We start from the raw sequence: 24,046 nt of genomic DNA on the forward strand, positions 1-24,046 counted from the left end.
AACAGCTGTGATGGTTCCTTTGCACACTGGAAAGGCAAGCTGGGGGTTCACAGAGGATTGGCGAAAAAAAGGAAGCAAAAGATGATGCATTATTTACTCGAAAATTCATAACATCAGCCCGCAAAAAATTCCCTTATCCCAGAATTTTTAACTTTGAATGCTAAACTTTGAAAACATCGAAATTCATAACCAACCCAACCATGAAAATACCCACTCAAGTGTCCGTCAGTAATTTCAGGAAAGACATCGCCAAATACCACAAAATGGCAATTGACGGCAAACCAGTAATGGTAAGTAAATCTTGGAATCATACGGTCTTGGTAAATTTTCACCTTTATGAAGATTTATTTGAACTACTCGAAGAACTTTTGAACGGAATGTCTATTTCACATGCAATCCAAGACAAAAGAAGCAAAGATTTCCACAAAAGAGTCAGAGAACTCGGCTTCAACAAAAACTACACTCAAAACTTCGGAGTGGACGAACCACGAAATAATATTTAATAATAGAAATACCACACACCTCCTAGCACCACAGCCAGCAATAATAGAATTTGAAATGCCAACCCGACAACATGCTTCCACCACCAGAGTTCTGGAACCGTTATGAGTACAAAAGCGACGTTTGGGGATTTGAGGAAACGAGGGGCAAGCCATTTATAATTAATGCGGTGCCCTATTCCCATGGTAAATACAGTTAAACCAAATTCATCTGAAGACTCATCGCTTGCCACGACATGTAGATTTTCAAGTGCCAATGCGAGAGATGCTTTCTCACGATAATTTGACTTAATAGCTTTGTTAAAAGCCCGAACAAGCTCACCGTATTTGGTCATTGCATCATATTCTTCTTTCGTCAGACCTTTGCCTTTTTTTGACTGTGCCGACCTATAATTCATATCTTTTTCCATTTTCATCATTTCTTCCTGGTTTTTCCTCACTCCGGAACTCACTTGAGAGTAAGCGCTCTCACCTTCTATAGGATAAAAAGTCACCTCATCTGCAACATAAGTATAAAGCCGAAGCCCATTTACAGCGGAGGCATAAGGAGCGATTTCTCGCTCTCCATATTGCAAATCTTGACCAAAAATCTTCATCTTCCTACACCATTCTCCAGCCAACCTTTTCAAAATCTTACCAACTGTATCCGACCCAAGAGCCTCATCTTCAGCCTTGATACTTTGCATTTCTTTTGGGAGTAAAACTTTATCCAAAAAATCATCATGATACCGGAACCGACTGCCCTTACCATTTGCTATGGCGCCTTCGGCGCCAAACGACACAACATTCCACTTATGATGAAAATACCTATAATAATCAAAAAGCCGACCCTGCACCTTCGCAATACTTTTCGCACCCCATTTGGTAATTTTCCCTCTATGCACAGTATGTTTTTGCCCAAGGCAAACTATCACTTTTGACGTTCCGGCGCGCGGCACAAATACATCAAATCTCGCATGCCGGAAAGTCTCCGCGGTCTTCAACTGCTCAATAAACTTAAGCGCCGCACCCCGCTTCTCCTTACCAATCAAAAATCTAAATGGATATATGTTCACTTAGCGCACATTTAATAAATCTCAAACATTGTAACAAAGGACGTAGAGAAGAACAACAAACTACAACACAACATCACATTCCATGCCAATGCTTATACATTTTTAACGCTCAAGAATAGGTTTTGGCCTATACAGCTCTGGATCAATAACGCGCTCAAAGCAAGTTCGCTCAGCTTTGTGAGCCCAATTTTGTTGATACATGTCATATGGATAACTCATCCTTTGCGTCCGAGCCCCCGAACCATCACTCACTGTCATGAAAGTAGCACAAAGTTCAAAAATAAGTGGGGTTTTGATCGTATATTCATAGTCCGCATTCGTTTCCGGATCCTGCGGAGCGATGAAACCTGAAATACTATTTTGAAGCGCACTTAAGTCTTCCGGAAGTATATCTTTTTGTGTCCAAAAATTTACTATTTCACCCTGCAACATTTGCAAATTCTCAAGACGTTGAGAATCAAACCTACGTGCACGTTGCTCAAAAGGAGTACCGATGATAAAAAATCCGGCAATCACACTCAAAAAAACAACTCCAAGCAATGACCATGCCAATATTTTTGGAGTATGAGATTTAAGATTTGTACGTTGCAAATCCCAAAGGAAATAAGCGAAAACGGCCACTGCGACAATCAATACAATCATTATTTTCAAGAAAAACTGAATGGTAAGTTCTCCACTCAAAAAATTATAAACAAAAGTAATAAGATCAATAACGATTGTCACCGCCGCAACAAAAAGAGTTAAATACACAAGCCATTTCACAAGACCAAGATTATGTTTCGCAGGTGTTTTACGCATATCCTTTTCTAAAGCGGAGCTACTGAGTAAATAAGCGGGAGTCACAATAATCAACATCGCAGAAGCAAAACGCACCGTTCCCGCAATACTGTCAAAATAGTAATTCAACGCATCTGGAAATCCCACATTCACATACTGAATACACAAAGTTATAAAGCTCGTCACAAGCATATAAAAAACCAAAATATTAAACAGACGAAGAAACACGTCTTTCGGTGTTATGCTTAAACTTGACATATATATGAGGATTAGTTGATACGGCTACATCATCCCACCCATTCCCATTCCCCCCATACCTCCCATACCTGGCATTCCGCCACCGGCGTAAGCTTCTTCTTTCTTTGGAAGTTCAACGATTGCAGCTTCGGTTGTTAGGAAGATTGAGGCGATAGATGCGGCGTTGCGGAGAGCGGATTCTGTAACCATAAGTGGGTCGACGATTCCGGCTGATTTCATGTCAACGTATGTGTTTTTCATTGCGTCATAACCAGTGCCTGTTGTAGAGTTTCGAACTGCATCTACGACTACGTCACCCTTTTGTCCCGCGTTCATTGCGATTTGGTAAACCGGAGATTCGAGAGCTTTGCGAACAATGTGGAACCCTGTCACGTAATCAGTGTCGCCAGTTACATTGTCGAGTACGACTGCTGCTTGCAATAATGCTGTACCTCCACCGGAAACAATACCTGCGATGAGAGCTGCCTTGGTTGCATTTACTGCATCTTCGATTCTGTGTTTCTTTTCTTTGAGTTCAACTTCAGATGCGGCACCAACTCGAATCACACCTACTCCACCTGTAAGTTTTGCTTTGCGTTCAACTAGTTTTTCTTTGTCAAAATTTGAAGTTGCATGATCTAGTGCAACTTCGATTTCTCGCACTCTATTAGCGATAGCTTCATGGTTTCCTTTGCCTCCAACGATAACAGTCTTGTCTTTATCTGAAATAACCTTAGCAGCACGACCAAGATCTTCTATTACGGCGCTGTCGAGTTTCCTTCCAAGTTCTTCTGAGATAACAGTTGCACCGGTTAGAGCTGCAATGTCCTTTAACATTTCTTTTCTTCTGTCTCCGAATGCTGGAGCTTTTACAACAAGTACATTTAGAGAACCGCGGAGCTTGTTTACAACCAAAGTTGCAAGTGCGTCTCCGTCCATATCTTCACAAAGAATCACAAGATCCTTGATTCCTTGTCCTGCAAGAGAATTTAGAAGTTCGATGATTGATTGAATATTTGAAATCTTTTTGTCAGTGATCAAAATATGAGCTCCTTCATGAACAGCTTCCATCTTGTTTGTATCAGTCACCATGTAAGGAGATAAATATCCATTATCAAATTGCATTCCTTCTACAACTTCATTTGTCACTCCCATAGTTTGTGATTCCTCAACAGTGATTGGTGCATTTGGTCCGATCTTTGCGATCACCTCTGCGATCATCTCACCAACTGCACTATCTTGAGCGGACACTGTAGCCACCTCTGCGACCTGCTCTTTGTTATTTGGATCAACATCAGTCTTAGCAACGTACAAAGCCTCTACAACCTTCTCAACAGCATCATTGATCCCACTGCGAATAACCATAGGATTCGCGCCAGCTGCAACATTTCGAATACCTTCTGCAATCAAAGCGTGAGCGAGTACAGTCGCGGTCGTCGTTCCGTCTCCCGCTGCATCATTTGTCTTTGTCGCAACTTCTTTCACGAGCTTCGCCCCCATCTCTTCATATTTATCTTCCCATTCGATTTCATTTGCGATAGTCACTCCATCATTTGTAATAGTTGGAGACCCGTATTTTTTCTCGAGAATAACATTCCGACCTTTCGGTCCCATAGTGATACGAACTGCATCTGCAAGTTTAGAAACTCCGAGCAACATCTTCACCCGTGCATCATCACTGTACATAATTTCTTTTGCCATTTTTGTAAAATTAAATTTTAAATTATTGATTACCCGATCACAGCCAACACATCCGCCTCATTTGCAATCAGCATTTCGACACCATCTACAGTTACTTCATTTGGACCGTATTTAGCGAAAAGAACTTTCTGCCCAACCTTCACAGTCATTGGCCGAATTGAACCATCTTCCAAAGTAAGACCGGGCCCTACCGCAACGATCTCTCCTTCTTGTGGACGTTCTTTTGATCCTGTTTGAGGAATATAAATCCCGGCAGACGTAGTGTCAGATGCTTCAAGTGGTTTGATAACAACACGATCTCCTAATGGTTGAATATTCATTTTTTTTGATTAAATTATATTTGTAAATAAATTAGCACTCTCAAAAGAGCAGTGCCAATTCTATTTAAACTACCTATATAAGTCAAGAGCGATTACCCTCCCTCTTCCTCCCTCCAAAACTTGTAATTGAGGTGCTGTAGTTGACTGAGCGATAGGCTGATCGCTAGGAAGAATACCAAGCACCTCATTGCCTTCATTCAAACGTACAATTCTAGGCTCCCCATCAACTTGACGTACACCAAAATGAGCACCGGTAGCCACTCCAATGCCAGCAAGCCATAAACGTAATTCTTCAAGTTGAGAACCAATCGCAGATGGGCCGGATATGTCATAACCTTTAACGTCTTCCATTCCTCTAAGGGCTGGGTCAAGCTCTGAAGTTACATCAGGGGCAACTCGTAAATCATGGGCAGTAGTACTTCCACTCATAAAGTTAAATTAGAAATATAAATTCACCCGCATTAAACATCAGACGAAAAAATAGTCAATAGAAACAAGGATAGGCATTAGCGTGCAAAATCCTCAGTTCGAGTTTCACGAAGTACGTGGATTTTTATCTCACCCGGGTACATAAGATCTTTTTCGATCTTGCGAGCAATACTGTGAGAAAGCTTGATAGCTTCCAGGTCATCAATTTTGTCAGGATTTACGATAACGCGGATTGATTTACCGGCTTGGATTGCAAATACATCACTCACTCCATCAAAGCTCTTTGTAAGCTCTTCGAGATCTTCCATTCTGTGAATGAATTGTTCTAGATTGTCTTCGTTGGCACCGGGACGAGATTGTGAAATCAAGTCAGCCGCTTGCACGATCATAGCTTCAACCGTCCTTGCCTCTACTTTCGAATCCCCTGACTCAACTGCATGAATAACATTCTTATCAACATTAAATTTCTTCAATATATCAGAACCAATTTTTGGATAAGTACCGGATACTTCATGATCAGCAGCTCTACCTATATTATATAGGATTCCCGCCTTCTTACACACAGTTTGATCTGCACCAATTTGTGACGCCAAATTACCGGCCAAATGAGCGACGGAGATCGAATGTTTAAGCACATTCTGTCCACGAATAGTTCTAAATTTAAGTCGACCGAGAAGCTTAACGAGATTTGGATGAAGACCTGCAACTCCAGTCTCATAAACAGCACGTTCACCAAGTTCTTTGATTAAGGTATCCACTTCTTTTTGAACCGCTACGACAATTTCTTCAATACGAGCCGGATGGATACGTCCATCTTCGACTAGTCGCTCAAGAGCGATTTTTGCTATATAACGACGAAGTAAATCAAAACAAGAAATCGCAACCGCCCCCGGAGTATCATCTACAATCACATCAACTCCTGTAGCCTTTTCAAAAGTTTGGATATTACGACCTTCACGACCAATGATACGACCCTTCATGTCATCAGATGGAATATTTACAGTTGTTGCAGTAGTCTCAGCAGTCACATCCATTGCAAATTTTTGAATCGCCTCAGCGAGAATAGTACGAGCTTTTTCTTCAACTTCTTCACGCGCCTCAGATGAAACTTTTCTGTAATGTTTAACTATGTCATCCTTGTATTCTAACTCAACATTTTTGAGTAGAAGTCCCTTTGCCTCTTCCTTTGAAAGACTAGCAATTTTCTCAAGCTCGATGGCCTGAGAATCAAAAACCGCTTTAGCCTCTTCATGTATTTTTTTTGCCTCTTCAAGCTTTTCTTCGAGCTCCTCTTTTTTCTTATCAGAGTTCTCTATCTTGTCATCCAGAGATTGCTCTTTTTGAAGAAGCTTCTGCTCCAATTCCCGGAGCTCCGACCTTTTTTTTGTCTCGTCTTTCTTAATACTCTCCTCAAGCTTCATAGCTTCTTCTTTTGCCTCAAACAAAATCTCTTTCGCTTTGCTTTCAGCATCAGCAAGCTTTTTCTTAGACTCAATAGCAGCCCCTTCTTTCATTTTAGAATCCCGAATAACTTTGACCATATACCCTGTGCCAGCACCGATGACCGCGCCTATAAGCGCAAGCAGAATAGTAATTGCATCCATAATAATAAGGTTTAGATTACCTTAAAAGAAAAAGATTTGTTCGCTGTAAATTCCTGTTTTTGACTTGAAGGTGCGCTACAATAATGCGCGAAAATCAATGAAACTGCTTAAAACACTCTAAAATTCTTAATTCGTCTGCCCTTTCTTTCTTTAAGATAACACATAAATAATATACATATACAAATTATATAAGTTTGACAATAATGTAAAGACTATGTGAGAATGACTGGCCCATAAACAATAATATAATGAAAATCCTCCGACACCTTATAATATATACGCTTTTGATAATGGTTCTTGGCTGCACCCCAAGTGATGCGGATTTTCAAAGTAATATTCCGGTCAATGAGCCAATCGAAGAAACAGAAGTCCCAATTGCAACTGATAAATTACCGGAATCATTTAACCTCGATATACAATTTTACTCTCAAGCACCACAGTCTGACTGGGGCATGCCTTACCAAGAAGCTTGTGAGGAAGCTAGTATGATTTTGGCATACAATTATATTAATCTACGTGAGATGACGGTTGAAGAGTTCGATCAAGCTCTCAGAGATATGGTACAGTGGCAAATCGACACTTACGGAATCCACAAAGATATAACAATCGAAGAACTCGGAATAATAGCTGAAAAATATTTAGGATTTGCAAATTTTGAAGTCATAGACAATCCAACTGTCGATCAAATCAAAGGATTTTTAGTAAAAGGTTATCCGGTCATTGCACCATTTGCAGGAAGGGCGCTCGGCAATCCATTTTTCACGGCAGAGGGACCTATATATCACATGCTTGTAATTCGCGGATATGAAGAGGGTCCAAACGGACTTCGGTTTATAACAAATGATGTTGGTACACGTCGTGGTAAAAATTTCGTATACGACGAAAAAGTACTGATGAATGCACTTCATGACTGGGTGGACGGTTCACTCAAAGATCCATCTCTTATGAACGAAGGTGCAAAAAGGATTTTAGTCTTGAAAGGAATGTAGTTGCCTCGAGAAGTTGATATAACGAAAAACCTAACAGTGTGATCTGCACGACAAGTCCGATTGCAAAACCTGTAGGAATTGCAAACAGACCGATTTTTGGAAGTAAAAAATAACTCGCAAACATTGTAAGCAATATAGTGAACACATGTATACTGGAAGGACGAAGTGTGTTTTTCAGAGCATAGTGTGCGCGCGCGAGCAAATGCATAAGACTCTCAAGTGGAATCGAAATACAATATATTATAAGGAGGGCGGCGGTCGCGGAGACCGCTGCTTCATCAAACTTCCCACCACCGAGAAACATTCCAATTACAAAATTGCTCACAACTCCGAGCGCGACCGCCGCAACGGCGGTAACACCCAAAATATAAAGCCCCTTCTTCCACACAACACTTTTAAACTCTTTATAATCTTTTTTTGCAGCAATATGTGAGAGCCGAGCAAAAGCCGATAGTGCAATGGCTATTCCTATCAAGCTCACCGGTACACTTTGAAAATTTCTCGCAAAAGAATAAATCGTCACCGACCCTTCAGGAAGCCTACTCGCCAAATTCACAAACCACCAAAGTAACACTTGCCACATTCCCATTTGAAACATTTTTGGAATCATCAAAACAGCAGTCTCTTTCATCCTTCCATCAAATTTCAAATTAAATCTAAATCTAAATCCATATTTCAAAACTAAAGGTAGCCGAATCGCCAAATGCAAAAATGCACCAATAATAGTTCCAATCACGAGACCCATCATACCAAATTGCGGAACGATAAAATAAACACCCATAACGATTCCCAAATTATACATCACAGGAGCAAGTCCAAACCAAAAAAATTCTTTTATACTTATAAGTACATTTCCAAAAGTATTACTGATCGTAAATAATATCGGGGACAAAAGCATAAGTCGCGTAACCTTTATATATTCAGCAGTTTTGACCTCATCAAATCCCGGCACCAAATACTCAGTAATATAAGGAAGTGAAATTGCAAAAATAATCAAAATAAATACAAGCAACAAAAGCCCATATGAAAGAACTTGATTTGTATAGACAACCGCTTCTTTTTTCTTACTTTCATCGAGTCCCGAAAATATCGGAACGAACGCGGCAGAGAGTCCACTGGTCACAAGTAATGCCAAGAAAAAATCCGGAACAACGAAAGCCGCATTATAAACATCAAGCGCGGCAGATGCCCCAAATGTATGAGCAAACGCACGATCACGCACAAGTCCCAAAAAATAACTCAACCCGGAAGTCAAAGTCAGCGCAAACGCAGTATGAAGTAGTAAGTTTTTAAACCCACCTACCTCTTCTCTTTTTCTAAAAATTTTATTTATGAAAGAATTCATTAAAGTTATTATACTGATACAAGAAAATTTATCACTAGAATTATTTAACTAAAAAAATCCCCCAAACATTAGTGTGGAGGATTTTATCTACATATCTTAATCCTTGGTACAAAATAAAAAAGAAATAACTATTTCTTTTTCTTAGGTGCAGCCTTTTTCTTTACGACTTTCTTAGCAGCCTTCTTGACTACTTTCTTAACTGCTTTTTTTGGAGCAGCTTTCTTGACAACCTTTTTTACTACTTTTTTAGCAGCAGGTTTCTTAGCAGCAGCCTTCTTTGGAGCCGCTTTCTTAACTGGTTTCTTTACAGCCATATAGGTGTATTTAGGGGATAAGAATAAACTTGATACATTGTCTTATTTTTCTTTCAAAAATACAATACCAAAATAAGAAAAAACTATTAACTTTTGCAAAAAAATTTCGAGTAAATTTATGGCTTCATGCGATTGAGCAATCTTGGGAATGGAATGGTCTCTCGAATATGCTGAGTACCAGTGACATACCTCACCATTCTCTCAAGCCCAAGCCCAAATCCACTATGCGGAACCGACCCATATTTCCGGAGATCCAAATACCATTGATACTCTTCACCTTTCAATCCCTCATGTTCAATCGCAGCCTTCAAAATCTCATAGCTATCTTCACGTTGCGACCCTCCAATCAATTCTCCGGAACCTTCAGTACCAAGTAAATCATTATTGAGTACAAGCTCTGGATTTTCCGGATCAGTTTTCATATAAAAAGGTTTGATAGATTTTGGCCACTTGTGAACAAACACCGGAACCTCACTGTCATCTGTAAGTAACGATTCATCCTCCGTACTCAAATCATCTCCAAATTTAATTTGAGATCCTTTAGCTTGGAGCTCTTTGATTGCGTCAGTGTATTCAAGTCTCTTAAATGGCTGACTTAATTTTTTCATAGGTTCGATATCACGTTCAAGAATTACGAGCTCCTTCGCGCATCTCTCCATACACCTTTCAACTATAAACCTCACCATACCTTCTTGAATATTCATATTTTCTTCATGCTCAACGAACGCCGCTTCCGCATCCATCATCCAAAACTCTATTAAATGTTTTCGAGTCTTACTTTTTTCAGCCCGAAACACCGGACCAAAATCAAACCCACGACCAACAGACATAATCGCCGCTTCAAGATACAGCTGCCCGGACTGAGAAAGATAAACAGTGCCTTCATCGAAATAATCAATTTCAAAAAGTGTAGTCGCACCCTCACATGCGTTTGGCGTAAATATAGGAGTATCGATTTTTACAAATCCTTCTCCATGAAAATAATCATACACAGCGGTTATCACGCAATCACGCACACGTTGTATCGCCCACTGCTTACTCGACCGGAGCCAAAGATGTCTATTATCAAGCAAGAAATCCGGGCCATGTTCTTTTTTTGAAATAGGGTATTCATCTTCAGTAATATGCACAATCTCAATATCAGTAACTTGCAATTCAAACACATCATCATGCTTTGGATGTTTTACAACTTTACCGGTAACCTTGCATGATGATTCAGCTGTAAGTTTCTCAGCATTCTCCATGACTTCAGCCGAAGCTCTGCCCTCTTCCGCCACTCCTTGAGTCAACCCACTCCCATCCCGCAACTGCAAAAAATAAATCTTCCCGCTCCCCCTCTTATTGTACATCCACCCACGAATAGTCACCTCCTCTCCTACATGATTTGCAAAATCAGATATTCTAACAATCATATAATTATATTAAAAATTAATCAAGCGCATTGTAGCACGACAAATTAAAATACAAAATAATTTCGGAATGGCTTTTCTTTTTTGAATGCTTATATTAAGATAAACGAAAAATAATAATCTATATAAAATGAAATTAAACAAATACATAATCACGTCAACGATAATGATAACCTTGATTTTAAACGGGTGTGGCTATTCATCAAATACAAATAATTCTAATAATAATATGGATACAATAAAGGTTGACGGACTTATATGGAATACAGGAGATATTCCTATAATGACTTACGATGAAGCATTGGCGTTTTGCACTGAAAACGGAATGCAACTGCAAGAACAAAACGCACTATTACTAAATATAATAGGTAGCACATATCTTCAAAATCCGGAAGGAGGATACTGGGCGTCAGGCGAATCCATGATAGATGATAATGAAGCATACGTAGTTAATTTTGAAAGCCATGGGACGGTAGGTGCATCGACAAAACCGAAAAGCGAAAAACATTACGTACGATGCTTCAAAAGATAAATAACAATATGAATTGTCTGGGGTGGCATCTTGGACGTTATTCGAATCAATAAATATTTCCACGGAAATTGATATCCACTATTTCAATATCATTTTCTAAAACCTTATAAATAACTCGAATTTTCCCAATTCTTACGCGATATACATTCTCACCCCAGCCTTGCAATTTCTTAACACCAGATGCCTTAAAAGGATGAGCCTTAATTTCAGTAAGCTTATCATGAATTCTTTTCTTCATTTTCTCATCAAGAGAATCAAAGAATTTCCGCACTTTGTCTACCATAGTAATAGTTATAGGAGGGTAATCCTACAACATCGACATCACATCATCAATATTAATTCCCTTCCCGGCGTTATCACGATCAGCATTAAAAACATTTCCAGGCTTGTCATCTTCATCCAAAAACGCCTTAACCAAAACGATTTTCACCACAGAGCTCACCGGCACTCCGTACTTTTTTGCACGACCTTTTATAGCCTTTTTAAGATCATCATCTATATTGATTTGAAGCAAACTCATAGTTTTTCAATTAAAAATACATGCTAATTATATGGAAAAAGCATGGAAAATGCAAGTGCAACAAAAAAAAATCCTAGTTCCTAGTTAATTAGGAACTAATACCAAATGGGGTGGTCGATGGGGCTCGAACCCACGGCATCCAGGACCACAACCTAGCGCTCTACCAACTGAGCTACGACCACCACAATGTGCATTCTTTCTCAAATGCGGAGGTATTTTAGGCGATTTCAGGGGCAACAGCAATAGCAATCTCATAAAAATTTTAGAGATTATTAGAGTTAAAAAATTCTTAAACTAATTCTAAAAAAAAATCCCTTTGTTTTTTAAAGAAATTTTAACTTCGCCTGTTACATTCGAAGCCTACTTTTTTATATCACCACCATGAAAAAATTACTCCTCCTTATAATAGCAAGCCTTCTGTTGGCTTACACAATCAAAGAGATGACGTCCCCAATCAAAAAAACTATGGCTGAAGATAATGTTATTCAAAATAATATCGTAATAACTGAAATCATGGCGACGGAGCCTTCAAATTTAGAATGGATAGAAATACAAAATACAAGCGACCAAATGATAAATCTCGAAGGCTGGAAGTTTTTTGAGAACAATACAAACCATGGGCTCACATTGTTTCAAGGGAGCTTCGACCTACGAGCAAATGAAATCGCAATAATCGCAAACAAGGCATCAAAGCTTAAAACTAAATATCCGCTCCTCGAAAACACAATATTTGATTCAACATGGGCAACGCTTAACCAAAATGGCGAAGAAATCGGACTCAAAAATAACAACAGTCAGTTCATAGAACTTTTCACATACATCCCAAACACTGAAAACTCACTACAACGAATAGATAATTCCAAAAATGATTATTCCGCAAACAATTGGATAAATTCACTCTCAACTTTGGGCAAAGAAAACCTGATGTCTGAACTCGTTTTCAATGAAACGGAAATCTTGGAAGAAATACCTGCAACAGAAGAAGTGGATCTCAAAGAAGAAGAGATTGTATCTGAAAGACCCGCCACTGAAAATGTAGAAATAGAAACTGAAAACACAGAGGATGTCAAAGTACGAGGAATCAAAACATTAAAGCCAAAAGCTATAATCACAATACAATCCGGCGTAATGGAAGCGACTAAAAAAGTCACAATCAATCTCGATGGAAGGAATTCGGCTGACCCGAACAAACAAAAACTCACGTATTACTGGGACTTCGGAGACAAGTACACTTATGAAAATAAAAACCCTCCATCACATAGTTTCAAAGAGGTAGGGAATTATATAATTACTCTTCGTGTAACAAATGAAGATGGTATTTTTGACGAAACCAACATAACCATCAAAGTTTTACCGGAAGATGAGGTAGGGGGAACGGCAAAAAAAGAACAATCAGAAGAAATCAAAAACGATCCGGTAGAAAAAGCCCCCGCGGACAAACTTGAAGAAGAGGTCGAGAAGCAAACAACCTACCCTACCTTATTATTAAATGAAATTTTTCCAAATCCGGCTGGCCGTGATAATGGACAAGAATGGGTAGAGATTTACAATCCAAACGAATTCTTAGTAAACACCAAAGGCTATGTTTTAGATGACTACACAGACCAAGGAAGTGCAGCAATGAAACTCAAAGAAATCGAAATTTTGCCAAAAAGTTACTACCTTATATACGATCCTTCGGTAAATTTAAATAATTCAAATGAAGAAATTCAACTACTAGATCCAAATGGCGCCCTACTCGACAAAATATTTTTCATCGATGGATTCGAAGCTCAAAGTTATGCTCGCGTAAAAAACGAATGGCTTTGGACGACTTTCCCGACGCCGGGTTTTGCAAATGAGATAATGTCAGAAGAATTGGAAATCACAGAAAAAACAAATCAAGAAAGTAAATACAAAACCGGCGACTTGAGCTCTGAAATATATATATCCGAAATCCTACCGAATCCACTCGGCGAGGACGCCCCAAACGAATGGGTTGAACTATACAATGCAGGGGATGCTGATATAAATCTCGGTAACTGGCGACTCGATGATAATGAAAACGGCAGCAAACCTTTTACTCTTTCCGATAAAACAATTATCAAAGCAAAAGGCTATCTCATAATACCAAGAACCGAAAGCAAAATCAGTCTCGATAACAGGCTGGACACAGTAAGGCTTTTTAATTTCGAAGAAGAAATCCAAGACGAAATAAGCTACGAAAAAGCGAAGGAAAACCTAAGTTTTGCGAAAACTACAATGATATATGAAGATAAAATTGAAACCGAATGGATATGGACACCTATGATTACTAAGGGGGCTGCAAATCAGAAACTTTATAAACTTCGAGGTGAGGTAGAGGAGAAAAATGCTGACTTAATTTTGATCCAGGCAAAATCCCTAAAACTAAAAGACGACAATGAACTCAGCGAGATTGCATTGAGTCCGGGGAACATAGTTGAGCTAACATACGACGATAACAATGAAATCAAGGACTATTCACTAATAAAACAAAAAACAGCACAGACGAAGGTGGTCAATTCACCAGGATCATTCGAACTAATTAAAATAATAATAACTCTTACGATCATAGGAATATATGCATTCCTAAAAAGAAGAAATACACTTAAAAAAACGTAACAACAGGCGAAGCGTGACAACTTGCTTTGCCAAATAAGGATGCGAAGCAAACCAAATATTACGTAACATTAAGCAAATAAACATGTTATAATATGAACAACATCACAAATATGAAATTTTTCTCAATATCACAGGCGAACAAGTCATTAGCATTAGTAACACCAATCGTTGAAGATATCCAAACAAAATGGGTAGAGGTAAAAAAACTCAAAGAAGATTGTGATGCAATAATACTAAATCATCTGGAAAGCGAAAATATTCTAAACGAAAAACAAGACAGGCTTGATGACCTACTTGAAGAGATTGAAAATAATATAGAAGAACTCCAAGAAATAGGGGCGGAATTCAAAGGTTTTGAGAAAGGCCTGGTTGACTTCCCTGCAAAAATTGACACAAGAATAATATATCTATGCTGGAGGAGGGGAGAGAAGAATATATCGTGTTGGCATGAAATATTCGAAGGATTTTCAAACAGGAAAGATATAAGCAATGACTTAAGGGGAATCGTTGAAAAAGAAAACCAAACAAAGACTAATGCTGAAATTAAGTAAGAGTTTAGATATTGCAATAAAACCATAGCTCAAGTATCTTTTGTTATGCGTAAAATAAATAAAAATAAAATTTAAAAATCACATATATATGAAATTCTCTGTCTCTTCAAAGCTCACAAAAACAGATTGCTTGGCTATTTGCATGTTCGAAAAAACTGAGTTGTCAAAACAGTTTAGCGATTTGCCAAAAAACATTTCAGAACTTATTCAAAAAAGAATAAAAGCAAAAGATTTCGAAGGCAAAGCCGATACATCTATAACTCTTTACCCTGAAAGCACTTTTGAAAAAGTTATTGTTTTTGGACTGGGAGAAAAACAAAAAAAAGGATCTGACGAATGCGCAGACATACTTAGAACTGTGGGAGCGAGCGCACGACAAAAAACAGAGAAATCAAAATCGATCTCAATCATGCTACCAAAGGGAATGGATGATGATGAAAATTTTGAGGAGTTCGCCGAAGGATTTATGCTGGGAGGATATAAATTTGAAAAATATTTATCAAAAAAAGCTGATAAATGCTTAATCGCAACTATTACTTTGATAGGTGCTGACAAAAAAGTTCTCAAAAAAATTAAAGAAGCAGAATCGATTGTAGAAGCTGTATTTTGGGCAAGAGACGTGATCAATATCCCAGGTAGCGACATGTCTCCAAACCAAGTGGAAAAAGAGGCGAAAACAATAGGTAAACTAAAAAACATATCAGTAAAAGTACTTGATCATAAAAAACTGGAGAAGATGAAAGCCGGAGCCATACTGGCAGTTGGGCAAGGAGCCACTGAAAAGGCACGTATGATTGTTTTTGAATACAAAAACAAGCCTCGCAACAAAAAGCCTATGGCATTTATAGGTAAAGGAGTTTGTTTTGATACGGGAGGATTAAATTTAAAACCTACAAAATACATAGAAGATATGAAGCTCGATATGTCCGGAGCAGCGACAGTCATGGGGATTTTCAAAATGCTCGGCGAACTCCAACCAAACTTGCACGTAGTTGGAGTTGTAGGTGTAGTAGAAAATGCGATTTCTGAAAAAGCATATAAACCGGGAGATATCATCAAAGCTTTGAATGGTAAAACGATAGAAATTCTAAATACAGACGCTGAAGGACGCCTCGTATTAGCAGATTGTTTAACTTATATAGAAAAAGAATACAAACCTGCTCACATGATGGATTTCGCTACTCTAACCGGCGCAGCACTATACACAACCGGACATGACATCACACCAATCCTCGGAACGGACCAAGAATACATAAATAAAGTGCTTGAAATGGGTAAAAGAACTGATGAAATCATGTGGCAACTACCACTTTATAAACAATATGCAAAAGCTATGAAAGGAACTATTTCAGACCTAAACAATACTGGAGATGGGGTAAGGTGTGGAACAATTACTGCAACATTATTTCTTCAGAATTTCATAAACAATGGAACTCCATGGATACATTGCGACATGGCAGGGACTGCTCATGGAGACTCGGCGCAAAGCTCATACAAACCAAAAGGAGGTAGAGGTGTATTACTTCGCGCATTATGGGAATTTTTACGAGAATACAAATAACCCTAAATAATTATGGGAACTTATAAAAAATATCTCTGCTATATCGGAGTGATATCTGTGCTTATTGCTGCAATACCTATGACTGTATTCGCGGTAAGAGATTTAACGTTTGAAGAAAGAAATACAGACATACAAGTAAAAATAGATGAACACATATTAGAAAGCCCATTTGGATATGGACAACCTGAAGCGACTTACCCTACATTCGCTGATCTCGATAACGATGGGGATATGGATCTTTTTGTAGGGACTGGAGAAGGAACGATAATTTATTACCAAAATGATGGCGGATCAAGAATTCCTAACTTCACACTCACAGACAGGACGTTTTTAGGTATAGATAAAAGCCAATTTATAATGTTCCCTACTTTTGCTGATACGGATAGCGATGGAGACCTTGATATGTATTTCGGAGAATGGGGGAATAAATTAAGCTACTATAAAAACAGAGGTAATGCGGAAGTTTCTGACCTTGTATTTGCACAAGGAGCTGAGGCCACAGTTGATGTAAAAAACTTCGCCGCTCCGGCATTTGTAGATATAGATGCTGATAATGACTTAGATCTTTTTGTAGGAAATTTCGATGGAAAAATTTCATTTTATGAAAACACAGGAAGTCCAAAGGTCGCACAATACATACTTACAAGTAACAACTACAAGGGATTAGAATTCAACGAGGTCGCAGTCCCAAGGTTTGAAGATATAGATAGCGATGGGGATTTTGATTTATTTATAGGAAGTGACAATGGTAAAATAGCCTATTACAAGAACACCGGTGGCCCACATACTCCAGAATTTGAGTTAGTGGATGCAGGTTATTTCAGCATAGAAGAATCATATATCTATCCTGCTTTCGTAGATATAGATGGAGATAAAGATTTAGATTTGTTTTTAGGAAACAATCTTGGGGCAATGTATTTTTATAGAAATGAAGGGACTATACAATCTCCGAATTTTAAAAAAGTCACTGACGAATATTTTCATCTTGACACCGGAACTCATTCAAATATAGATTTTGCAGATCTGGATGACGACTCAGATGTTGATTTATTTATGAACAACGGTACGGGTGGATTTTATTTTTATGAAAATACCAATACGACTGCAGATCCTCAGTTTGAGTTAAAAGATAAAAGTTTTATAAATACAAAAGAAGGAGCGAGCCAATTTAGATTCATCGATATAGATGGAGATAAAGATCTGGATTTGGTTGTAGGGTACTTGGGTCTACTAAATAGTGACAATGGAGGTAAATTAGATCTATACAAAAACATCGGTTCAGTACGTACGCCAAAATTCCTAATAGAAGAAGATTTTTTCAAAAATATAGATGTTGGAACGGCTAGTGCTCCGGAATTATATGATTACGATGAAGACGGTGACTTGGATTTATTCGTAGGGACTGATCTTGGAACTATTTATTTTTATGAAAATACAGGTACAAAAAAAGAAGCAAATTTTACATTTAAAAGTAATAAATTCGAAGATATAAACGTTGATTCACATGCACGCCCCAGGTTCATGGACCTAGACAGAGATGGGGACGCTGATTTACTGGTAGGTAATAAACATGGAAGAGTTTTTTATATAGAAAATGTAACCGGCAATGTAGGGAGGAATTTTCTAGAAGTAGGCGAAATCACTGACGACCTCGGTAACTACACATCTATAGCACCACTTGATTCTAATAACGATGGCCAAATGGATTTCTTTGTAGGCTCTGCGAATGGGAACATTCAACATTTCATACAAACAAGTAAAAATATTTACCCACCGGAAAATGTTACAAATCTCGATGCAACAATCAATGAACATGGGATTATGACGGTAAGTTGGCAACCAAGTTCAAACTCAGAGAACGACTTAAAAGAATACAGAGTCTACCAAGTGACAGGTAATGGAGCATACACCGGTAGTACCGGAGTTGGTAAGCTAACTTCAATCACACTGGTTCAACCAAATAAATACCTAAGCTACAAATTCAAAATAACTGCGGTTGATGATTCCGGACTCCAAAATGATGGGATTGAGATTAAAGTATCATTTCCAAATGAAAGTTATGAAGGATATGTAGTAAGTAAGATTGAAAAACAAGTTCAACTTGAAGCTAATGTAATTACAGAATATTGCGCAGGATTTCCTGATGTAAAAAAGACAGATGTAGAATCATCAGTATGTGACGCTATAGGTTTTGTAAAAAATGCAGGGATTTTCTCTGGAACTGCAGAAGGTAAACTGGAACTAGATAGACCTATAAACAGAGCAGAGGTGACAAAAGTACTTTCAGAAGCATTTGACTTTACATTAGAAGTGCCTATAGATGGTGAGTTTTCTGATGTAGATATTACGCAATGGTACGCACCATATATACAAACTGCAAAAATCAACGGTATAGTAGAAGGTTATGCTGATGGTACTTTTAAACCTGAACAAACCATAAACAAAGTTGAACTTCTAAAAGTAGTACTTGAAATGGCTGAAACTGATTTTTCAACTGTCGACATAGGTCAAAGTCTTTATGATGACATAGAAGCCACTGCCGAAAATGAATGGTTCATCAAATACACCAACTTCGCACATACCAAAGAACTAATAGAGGTCAGTGAAAATTCACTTAATCCAAACGAAGCTATGAGTAGAAAAGATGTAATTCAACTTTTATATAGAATGAAAGAAACCGACTTGGCATTTCAATAATTATAAGTTGTCCAAGATCGTTTTTTCAACTAGCTTACATTGCTGCTCTATTTCTCCCTCAATACTCTCTATAACGAAATCGCATTCATCCTGCCATTGCATTTCACGAAGATAACTCTCATAGCGTTCATTTAATTCCTCATCACCGATAGGTGCGCGATTGCGAATTCGTTTCTCAAGATTGTCCCATTTTGCCTTCAAAAATATAGTCATTACCTGATCTTCAGGAAGTATCTCTTTGATTGAACGAACTCCTTGTACATCAACCTCACGCACAACAGTTTTACCATCCTCCAGGGAATCTAGGATCGGTTTTTTGAGCGTTCCATAATAATTCATGTCATGCACATATGCATATTCCAAAAATTCACCATCTTCAATTTTATCTTTAAATTCCTTTTCTGTGACGAAATTATATACCTCTCCATCTTTTTCATGAGGGCGAGGAGCGCGAGTAGTGCAAGATATAGGGAATACGAACTCAGAATGACTCTCTTTCAAAAAAGAAAGTACAGTACCTTTACCGGATCCGGAAGGTCCCAAAATTAAAACAAACTTACCCCTACTCGACATAAAAAATTATTAGAAGTTGGAATTAATAAAACTATAATAGCAATCACACTAGAATGGTAAATCATCTATAGCGACATCTCCATCTATATTTGAGTCAGCAGCAGAAACGGCAACAGGTGATTTATCTTCAAGTGGATCTCCCATATCAGCAGGTACCGCTGCAACCTTTGCAGCTCCAATTCCGGCAGCTGTTCTATCCATATCTACAGCATTACCTTTTTTATCCAACATGATAAGATTTTCCGCTACTATCTCTGTTTTTCTTCTTTTTGTACCATCTTCAGCATCCCACTCTCTAGTCTGAATACGTCCTTCGATATAAACTTTAGATCCCTTTGTAAGGTATTGTCCTGCGATCTCTGCAAGCTTCCTCCATGCTACAATGTCATGAAATTCCGCTTTTTCTTGACGAACTCCATTTTGATCATTCCATACTTGATTTGTAGCAACAGAAAAACTACAAACAGTAACTCCGGTAGAAAGTTGTCGCGTTTCCGGGTCACGAGTGATATTACCAATTAACTGAGCTCTATTGAGTGAATACATATGTACAGGGGTTAGAATCTAAAAGTGCAACGTAACGCAACTCGCCAACGGCTTGAGTTGCGAAAGAAGGTCTCGCTAAGCGAGTCCAATTCACTACTCACGTGCCATGCGATTATATGTCTCGATATCTCTTAACACAACCGAATTTAAATGTTTTCGAAAAATATGATTTGACTTCGATTCAAATACATATAATAAAAGTACAAAAATCTAGACAAAAGTATCAAAACATATACTAAAAGCATCAAGCATAGTATATGATTCCATCTGTCAGTTAGAATATTCCAAATATAGATTAAAAATAACCTCATGCTTTACAGTTTTAAACTAGGTAGAAATAAAGAATTATCAATCGCAGAAATAGCTGCCGTTTTTACTGAAAAAAAAGTAGAAGAAATGATCGATAACCATTTAATAGTACACACGGGCGAGCAGCTAAACCAACAATCCATAGATCGCCTTGGAGGAACTATCAAAATCTCACAAATCGTTGCTGAGTGCGAAAAAGCTGATTTAGCGGCGAAAATCTCAGAGGCTGTTTTAAAACATTGTGACATAGACTCAAAAATTACATATGCGATTAATATTGAACCTATAACATACAAATCTAAAAAATTATTAAAATCTTTACTGATAGAAACTAAAAAAACTCTAAAAACAGAAGGTGCCAAAGTAAGATTCATGAACAAATTCAATAGAGATGAGGCCAAAAACATAGAAAACATTCAATCAAAAAAAGAAATTCTCGATAAAGATAATTCAATAGAGATAAACATTATCCAAAAATCAGACACGCTATACATGGTTTCTTTTTTGGTAGCGAGTCAGGATATCGATGGATATTCAAAAAGAGATTATGAAAAACCATGTAGAGATGCCATAAATGGAATGCTCCCACCAAAGCTTTCACAAATACTCATAAACTTGAGCTTGGCAGGGATGCACCACGTAGATCCTAAAAATATAACAATTGTCGATCCATTCTGCGGATCCGGTAGCCTTCTTATCGAAGCACTCCTCATGGGATTCCATGCAACCGGATCGGATATAAACCCAAAAATGATCAGCGATTCAAAGATGAACGTCGACTGGCTACGCAAAAACTATGGTGTTCACAAAAAACAAGATTGTATAGTTTTTCCACATGATGCAACGGAGCGCCTCCCAAAGGCAAAACGCATGGCATTGATCGCAACAGAAGGCTACCTAGGTGACCCTATGACGGTCTACCCATCAGAAGAAGAAATCAAAAGAAATTTTGAAATCATTACATCTTTATACGCAGATTTTTTCAAAAACCTTTGGCACATGCATGACAAAGTAACTATCGCTATCTGCATACCCAACTACATAAAAAAGCATCAATCTCGCGAACCAAAAGATCTATTAGAAAGAATCAAGAGACTTGGTTTCAAGCAAGTGCCACTCATATCCAGGAATCTAACTCCAAAAATCAATCCTGGCAAAAAAGGTGACGTTTTAAGCTACCTGTACAGCCGTCCAGATCAAATAGTCGGTAGAAGAATACACGTATTTCAGAAATAATTGACTAGAAGTACAGTGCTAACACTCCAAACGAGACGTGCCAAGCCAGCATAACCAAAGTTAATGCCGAAACGAATTGTGGAAAGTAAAGTGACATAAGAGAGAGGATTTATATCATTTATAGTGGTAAGGGCCTTTGTTCAAATATTAAAACGCAACAACCAAAGAAAAGTTACAAAAAATATTGCACTTTTAACAACTGCATGCCTATAATGCACGGGCTTGCAAAAGCAAACCATAAAAAACGTATTATTCCGGAGTAGCTCAGTGGTAGAGCAGTTGACTGTTAATCAATTGGTCGCCGGTTCGAATCCGGCCTCCGGAGCCACGTTTAAATTTATATTTTGCAAACTTTGCTACTATTATGATAGTATTGGTTTGCAGATAACTTTATTAATTTAGACATAAGCAATGGTGCTAAAGATATTACAAAAATATAGTGTAAAGGTCGAATTACCTACAAAGAAAAAGAAAAAAACACTTTTTGATTTGGCAAAAAAACATATTTGCAAAACAAGGGGAAAGAAAGAAGATCTAGCGCTCAACACGGATAAGATTTTGTATGGCAAAAAATAAAATCATTCTTGATAGCAATATTTTTATTGCATTTTATTATAAAGAAGACTCCTTGCATGAAGAAGCTCTTAGTTTGCTGAGCTCTTTAGATGATTACGAAATAATCATTCCTTACTGCGTCATTCAAGAAGTCAGCACAATTCTGACATACAAACTTGGTAAAAAAGTAGCCGATGATTTTCTCAACGACATACAAAACGCAGATACAACTCTTATCATAAACAATGACGTACAATCCGAAATTGAATTTTTCAAAACCATCAAGGCGAATTTGTCTTTTACAGACTTAGCACTGCTACACTTAAGTCAAAAATATGATGCAACTCTCCTGACATTTGACCAGCAACTACTTAAGCTCTACAAGAAATCTTAGCTCTAACTTCGTTCTGTCGGGGGAGCCACTAAAATTTATATTTCACGAACTTACATATCATCATAATCATACTGCTTAGGCACGCTCCCAAATTCACTCCCAACACGTGGATATCTATTTGGTTCAGATACTTCTATCACATCATATAATGTCACAATAAATTCCCAATTATCACCATAATCAAAGAGAAAAAGCATTTTCTTTCCAATTTTAGAAAACACTTTACTCAAAAGCGTATTTTCAACACTGCTCGCATCGGTTTCTTCACCCATATCAGCAAAAACTTCATATTTTTCTTGTGAACTCGCAAAAGAATCCTCCAAATTGGAATAGAAACCATAGCAATGGTCATTTTCAAAATTGAAAACCTCAAGAATAGTCGCTGCCAAGTAACTGAGAGACATAGCAGGCAACATTTCAATATTTCTCCATGGATTCCCCTTATACTTCATCTGAACCTTAAAACAATAAACTCTCGGCGCTACAACTAAAGGCGCCAAAAGCTCTTCCCCATCATAAGCAAGCCCATATGACAAAGGGTCACGTAACTGTTTATAAGCAAATTCTAAATACGACTCATGTTTTGCCATAATGTCAGCAAGACGTCCTCTGAACGTCTCCTCCATAACTCTTCGCAAAGTGACAAAACTCATCTTATCCTTCTTTACATCATCAGAATTAAGCTCAAGCAAAATACCATGCAAAGATTCACCCATATTCTGATCAATCACAAATTCTTTTTCCACAAACTCTCTCAATAAAAAATATGTATGCTCAAAGCAATGCATCATAAACTTCTCCACTTCCTCCAATAATCCTTTATTTCTACCTATATATCCTCTTATACGAGGAGTAGTCATTACAAGATCCAAGGCGAACCAAAATCGCGAAAACGCATGCACAGCTGCACTACGAACATTTCCATTATCATGATGAAAATTGTCCATCAAAAATTCCCATATTTTTTCCTTATGCATAACAATAAATTTCCCACTTCCCATCGCAAATTTACAAAGTCTCATAGCATTGTAGTGCGCATCAACACTAAGTTCATCAGTCAACAAAATGTTTTTACAATGAAGAAATAAGATCTCTGCGAAATCCTCATCTTTAACAGCAAAATAATCTCCATGCATCTTTACAAATCTCTTTAGGACCTGAGTATAATCTTTTATAGATCTACTTTCCGCAAGCTTCACATATTCTTTCAGTTGATCAAGAGTTGGATGACTCATCGTATAGTAATATTTGCTATTTAAAGGAATATAAT

At 37.9% G+C, this 24,046-nt stretch carries 24 protein-coding genes and 2 tRNA genes; 11 read left to right on the forward strand and 15 right to left on the reverse strand.

Going from position 1 to position 24,046, the window contains the following annotated elements; translation table 11 throughout:
* Positions 1 to 200: 200 nt before the first annotated feature.
* A complete protein-coding gene (locus tag Q8P68_01775; protein ID MDP4007898.1) occupies positions 201 to 503 on the forward strand; it encodes a hypothetical protein in 303 nt (100 codons plus the stop codon).
* Here the strand turns inward: Q8P68_01775 and Q8P68_01780 are convergent.
* From Q8P68_01780 to rny, 6 genes are all read right to left on the reverse strand, one after another.
* Positions 500 to 1,555 carry a hypothetical protein gene (locus Q8P68_01780; protein ID MDP4007899.1) on the reverse strand — a complete coding sequence of 352 codons (1,056 nt, stop codon included), beginning with the start codon at positions 1,553 to 1,555 and terminating at the stop codon, positions 500 to 502. The two genes, Q8P68_01775 and Q8P68_01780, sit on opposite strands and share 4 nt — an antisense overlap.
* Positions 1,556 to 1,657: 102 nt before the next feature.
* Positions 1,658 to 2,590: a DUF5671 domain-containing protein gene (locus tag Q8P68_01785; protein MDP4007900.1), complete on the reverse strand. Its 933-nt coding sequence runs from the start codon at positions 2,588 to 2,590 to the stop codon at positions 1,658 to 1,660.
* 24 nt (positions 2,591 to 2,614) lie between these two features.
* Positions 2,615 to 4,270, reverse strand: a complete 1,656-nt coding sequence (groL, locus tag Q8P68_01790) for a chaperonin GroEL (protein ID MDP4007901.1) — start codon at positions 4,268 to 4,270, stop codon at positions 2,615 to 2,617.
* Between the two features lie 29 nt (positions 4,271 to 4,299).
* Positions 4,300 to 4,590, reverse strand: coding sequence for a co-chaperone GroES (locus Q8P68_01795; GenBank protein ID MDP4007902.1), 291 nt, complete (start codon positions 4,588 to 4,590; stop codon positions 4,300 to 4,302).
* 69 nt (positions 4,591 to 4,659) lie between these two features.
* Complete coding sequence (locus tag Q8P68_01800; protein ID MDP4007903.1) at positions 4,660 to 5,019, reverse strand: hypothetical protein; 360 nt, start codon at positions 5,017 to 5,019, stop codon at positions 4,660 to 4,662.
* A 77-nt stretch (positions 5,020 to 5,096) separates the two neighbouring features.
* Positions 5,097 to 6,623 (reverse strand): ribonuclease Y, encoded by a 1,527-nt coding sequence (rny, locus tag Q8P68_01805; protein ID MDP4007904.1) that lies wholly within the window; start codon positions 6,621 to 6,623, stop codon positions 5,097 to 5,099.
* Positions 6,624 to 6,871: 248 nt separating this feature from the next.
* On the opposite strand from rny, the gene Q8P68_01810 reads away from it, so the two are divergent.
* Complete coding sequence (locus Q8P68_01810; GenBank protein MDP4007905.1) at positions 6,872 to 7,612, forward strand: C39 family peptidase; 741 nt, start codon at positions 6,872 to 6,874, stop codon at positions 7,610 to 7,612.
* On the opposite strand, the gene Q8P68_01815 is transcribed toward Q8P68_01810, so the two are convergent.
* The 3 genes from Q8P68_01815 to asnS all read right to left on the reverse strand — a co-directional run bounded on the left by Q8P68_01815 (position 7,566) and on the right by asnS (position 10,683).
* Entirely contained in the window at positions 7,566 to 8,957 is a 1,392-nt protein-coding gene (locus Q8P68_01815; protein MDP4007906.1) for a lipid II flippase MurJ, read from the reverse strand. The two genes, Q8P68_01810 and Q8P68_01815, sit on opposite strands and share 47 nt — an antisense overlap.
* A gap of 128 nt (positions 8,958 to 9,085) precedes the next feature.
* On the reverse strand, positions 9,086 to 9,271 hold the full coding sequence (locus tag Q8P68_01820) for a hypothetical protein (GenBank protein MDP4007907.1): 186 nt from the start codon (positions 9,269 to 9,271) through the stop codon (positions 9,086 to 9,088).
* 116 nt (positions 9,272 to 9,387) lie between these two features.
* A complete protein-coding gene (asnS, locus tag Q8P68_01825) occupies positions 9,388 to 10,683 on the reverse strand; it encodes an asparagine--tRNA ligase (protein MDP4007908.1) in 1,296 nt (431 codons plus the stop codon).
* 226 nt (positions 10,684 to 10,909) lie between these two features.
* Here asnS and Q8P68_01830 point away from each other — a divergent pair, with 226 nt between their 5' ends.
* Positions 10,910 to 11,212: a hypothetical protein gene (locus Q8P68_01830; GenBank protein MDP4007909.1), complete on the forward strand. Its 303-nt coding sequence runs from the start codon at positions 10,910 to 10,912 to the stop codon at positions 11,210 to 11,212.
* Between the two features lie 46 nt (positions 11,213 to 11,258).
* Here the strand turns inward: Q8P68_01830 and Q8P68_01835 are convergent, their stop codons facing one another.
* The 3 genes from Q8P68_01835 to Q8P68_01845 form a co-directional block, all read right to left on the reverse strand.
* Entirely contained in the window at positions 11,259 to 11,495 is a 237-nt protein-coding gene (locus Q8P68_01835) for a type II toxin-antitoxin system RelE/ParE family toxin (GenBank protein MDP4007910.1), read from the reverse strand.
* 24 nt (positions 11,496 to 11,519) lie between these two features.
* Entirely contained in the window at positions 11,520 to 11,732 is a 213-nt protein-coding gene (locus Q8P68_01840) for a hypothetical protein (GenBank protein ID MDP4007911.1), read from the reverse strand.
* 106 nt (positions 11,733 to 11,838) lie between these two features.
* Positions 11,839 to 11,914: transfer RNA gene (locus Q8P68_01845), tRNA-His, on the reverse strand.
* 199 nt (positions 11,915 to 12,113) lie between these two features.
* On the opposite strand from Q8P68_01845, the gene Q8P68_01850 reads away from it, so the two are divergent.
* From Q8P68_01850 to Q8P68_01865, 4 genes are all read left to right on the forward strand, one after another.
* Complete coding sequence (locus Q8P68_01850; protein MDP4007912.1) at positions 12,114 to 14,354, forward strand: lamin tail domain-containing protein; 2,241 nt, start codon at positions 12,114 to 12,116, stop codon at positions 14,352 to 14,354.
* Between the two features lie 92 nt (positions 14,355 to 14,446).
* Positions 14,447 to 14,905, forward strand: coding sequence for a DUF2203 domain-containing protein (locus Q8P68_01855; protein ID MDP4007913.1), 459 nt, complete (start codon positions 14,447 to 14,449; stop codon positions 14,903 to 14,905).
* A gap of 88 nt (positions 14,906 to 14,993) precedes the next feature.
* Positions 14,994 to 16,466: a leucyl aminopeptidase family protein gene (locus Q8P68_01860; protein MDP4007914.1), complete on the forward strand. Its 1,473-nt coding sequence runs from the start codon at positions 14,994 to 14,996 to the stop codon at positions 16,464 to 16,466.
* A gap of 12 nt (positions 16,467 to 16,478) precedes the next feature.
* Positions 16,479 to 19,163: an FG-GAP-like repeat-containing protein gene (locus Q8P68_01865; protein ID MDP4007915.1), complete on the forward strand. Its 2,685-nt coding sequence runs from the start codon at positions 16,479 to 16,481 to the stop codon at positions 19,161 to 19,163.
* Here Q8P68_01865 and gmk read toward each other — a convergent pair whose 3' ends face one another.
* Both gmk and Q8P68_01875 read right to left on the reverse strand, forming a co-directional pair.
* Positions 19,164 to 19,736: a guanylate kinase gene (gene gmk / locus Q8P68_01870; protein ID MDP4007916.1), complete on the reverse strand. Its 573-nt coding sequence runs from the start codon at positions 19,734 to 19,736 to the stop codon at positions 19,164 to 19,166.
* Positions 19,737 to 19,784: 48 nt separating this feature from the next.
* On the reverse strand, positions 19,785 to 20,282 hold the full coding sequence (locus Q8P68_01875; protein MDP4007917.1) for a single-stranded DNA-binding protein: 498 nt from the start codon (positions 20,280 to 20,282) through the stop codon (positions 19,785 to 19,787).
* A 309-nt stretch (positions 20,283 to 20,591) separates the two neighbouring features.
* Between Q8P68_01875 and Q8P68_01880 the strand changes: the two genes are divergently transcribed.
* The 4 genes from Q8P68_01880 to Q8P68_01895 all read left to right on the forward strand — a co-directional run bounded on the left by Q8P68_01880 (position 20,592) and on the right by Q8P68_01895 (position 22,776).
* Positions 20,592 to 21,827: a hypothetical protein gene (locus tag Q8P68_01880; protein MDP4007918.1), complete on the forward strand. Its 1,236-nt coding sequence runs from the start codon at positions 20,592 to 20,594 to the stop codon at positions 21,825 to 21,827.
* Between the two features lie 253 nt (positions 21,828 to 22,080).
* Positions 22,081 to 22,155 (forward strand) — tRNA-Asn (locus tag Q8P68_01885).
* Between the two features lie 83 nt (positions 22,156 to 22,238).
* Positions 22,239 to 22,403 (forward strand): hypothetical protein, encoded by a 165-nt coding sequence (locus Q8P68_01890; protein ID MDP4007919.1) that lies wholly within the window; start codon positions 22,239 to 22,241, stop codon positions 22,401 to 22,403.
* A complete protein-coding gene (locus Q8P68_01895) occupies positions 22,390 to 22,776 on the forward strand; it encodes a PIN domain-containing protein (GenBank protein ID MDP4007920.1) in 387 nt (128 codons plus the stop codon). The genes Q8P68_01890 and Q8P68_01895 overlap by 14 nt, the downstream gene beginning before the upstream one ends.
* 50 nt (positions 22,777 to 22,826) lie before the next feature.
* Here the strand turns inward: Q8P68_01895 and Q8P68_01900 are convergent, their stop codons facing one another.
* Complete coding sequence (locus tag Q8P68_01900; protein ID MDP4007921.1) at positions 22,827 to 24,011, reverse strand: hypothetical protein; 1,185 nt, start codon at positions 24,009 to 24,011, stop codon at positions 22,827 to 22,829.
* Positions 24,012 to 24,046: the final 35 nt, after the last annotated feature.

Source organism: Candidatus Peregrinibacteria bacterium (assembly GCA_030700255.1).
Classification (GTDB): Bacteria; Patescibacteriota; Gracilibacteria; order UBA1369; family JABINC01; genus JABINC01.

What these genes read in the sequence shown, in the direction of transcription:
- Q8P68_01775 (MDP4007898.1), top strand. Translation starts at nt 201, where the DNA reads ATGAAAATACCCACTCAAGTGTCCGTCAGTAATTTCAGGAAAGACATC.
- Q8P68_01815 (MDP4007906.1), bottom strand. Translation starts at nt 8,957, where the DNA reads ATGAATTCTTTCATAAATAAAATTTTTAGAAAAAGAGAAGAGGTAGGT.
- asnS (MDP4007908.1), bottom strand. Translation starts at nt 10,683, where the DNA reads ATGATTGTTAGAATATCTGATTTTGCAAATCATGTAGGAGAGGAGGTG.
- gmk (MDP4007916.1), bottom strand. Translation starts at nt 19,736, where the DNA reads ATGTCGAGTAGGGGTAAGTTTGTTTTAATTTTGGGACCTTCCGGATCC.
- Q8P68_01810 (MDP4007905.1), top strand. Translation starts at nt 6,872, where the DNA reads ATGAAAATCCTCCGACACCTTATAATATATACGCTTTTGATAATGGTT.
- Q8P68_01895 (MDP4007920.1), top strand. Translation starts at nt 22,390, where the DNA reads ATGGCAAAAAATAAAATCATTCTTGATAGCAATATTTTTATTGCATTT.
- Q8P68_01835 (MDP4007910.1), bottom strand. Translation starts at nt 11,495, where the DNA reads ATGGTAGACAAAGTGCGGAAATTCTTTGATTCTCTTGATGAGAAAATG.
- Q8P68_01850 (MDP4007912.1), top strand. Translation starts at nt 12,114, where the DNA reads ATGAAAAAATTACTCCTCCTTATAATAGCAAGCCTTCTGTTGGCTTAC.
- Q8P68_01830 (MDP4007909.1), top strand. Translation starts at nt 10,910, where the DNA reads ATGGATACAATAAAGGTTGACGGACTTATATGGAATACAGGAGATATT.
- Q8P68_01900 (MDP4007921.1), bottom strand. Translation starts at nt 24,011, where the DNA reads ATGAGTCATCCAACTCTTGATCAACTGAAAGAATATGTGAAGCTTGCG.
- Q8P68_01890 (MDP4007919.1), top strand. Translation starts at nt 22,239, where the DNA reads ATGGTGCTAAAGATATTACAAAAATATAGTGTAAAGGTCGAATTACCT.
- Q8P68_01820 (MDP4007907.1), bottom strand. Translation starts at nt 9,271, where the DNA reads ATGGCTGTAAAGAAACCAGTTAAGAAAGCGGCTCCAAAGAAGGCTGCT.
- Q8P68_01855 (MDP4007913.1), top strand. Translation starts at nt 14,447, where the DNA reads ATGAACAACATCACAAATATGAAATTTTTCTCAATATCACAGGCGAAC.
- Q8P68_01795 (MDP4007902.1), bottom strand. Translation starts at nt 4,590, where the DNA reads ATGAATATTCAACCATTAGGAGATCGTGTTGTTATCAAACCACTTGAA.
- rny (MDP4007904.1), bottom strand. Translation starts at nt 6,623, where the DNA reads ATGGATGCAATTACTATTCTGCTTGCGCTTATAGGCGCGGTCATCGGT.
- Q8P68_01840 (MDP4007911.1), bottom strand. Translation starts at nt 11,732, where the DNA reads ATGAGTTTGCTTCAAATCAATATAGATGATGATCTTAAAAAGGCTATA.
- Q8P68_01860 (MDP4007914.1), top strand. Translation starts at nt 14,994, where the DNA reads ATGAAATTCTCTGTCTCTTCAAAGCTCACAAAAACAGATTGCTTGGCT.
- Q8P68_01865 (MDP4007915.1), top strand. Translation starts at nt 16,479, where the DNA reads ATGGGAACTTATAAAAAATATCTCTGCTATATCGGAGTGATATCTGTG.
- Q8P68_01880 (MDP4007918.1), top strand. Translation starts at nt 20,592, where the DNA reads ATGCTTTACAGTTTTAAACTAGGTAGAAATAAAGAATTATCAATCGCA.
- Q8P68_01875 (MDP4007917.1), bottom strand. Translation starts at nt 20,282, where the DNA reads ATGTATTCACTCAATAGAGCTCAGTTAATTGGTAATATCACTCGTGAC.
- groL (MDP4007901.1), bottom strand. Translation starts at nt 4,270, where the DNA reads ATGGCAAAAGAAATTATGTACAGTGATGATGCACGGGTGAAGATGTTG.
- Q8P68_01785 (MDP4007900.1), bottom strand. Translation starts at nt 2,590, where the DNA reads ATGTCAAGTTTAAGCATAACACCGAAAGACGTGTTTCTTCGTCTGTTT.
- Q8P68_01800 (MDP4007903.1), bottom strand. Translation starts at nt 5,019, where the DNA reads ATGAGTGGAAGTACTACTGCCCATGATTTACGAGTTGCCCCTGATGTA.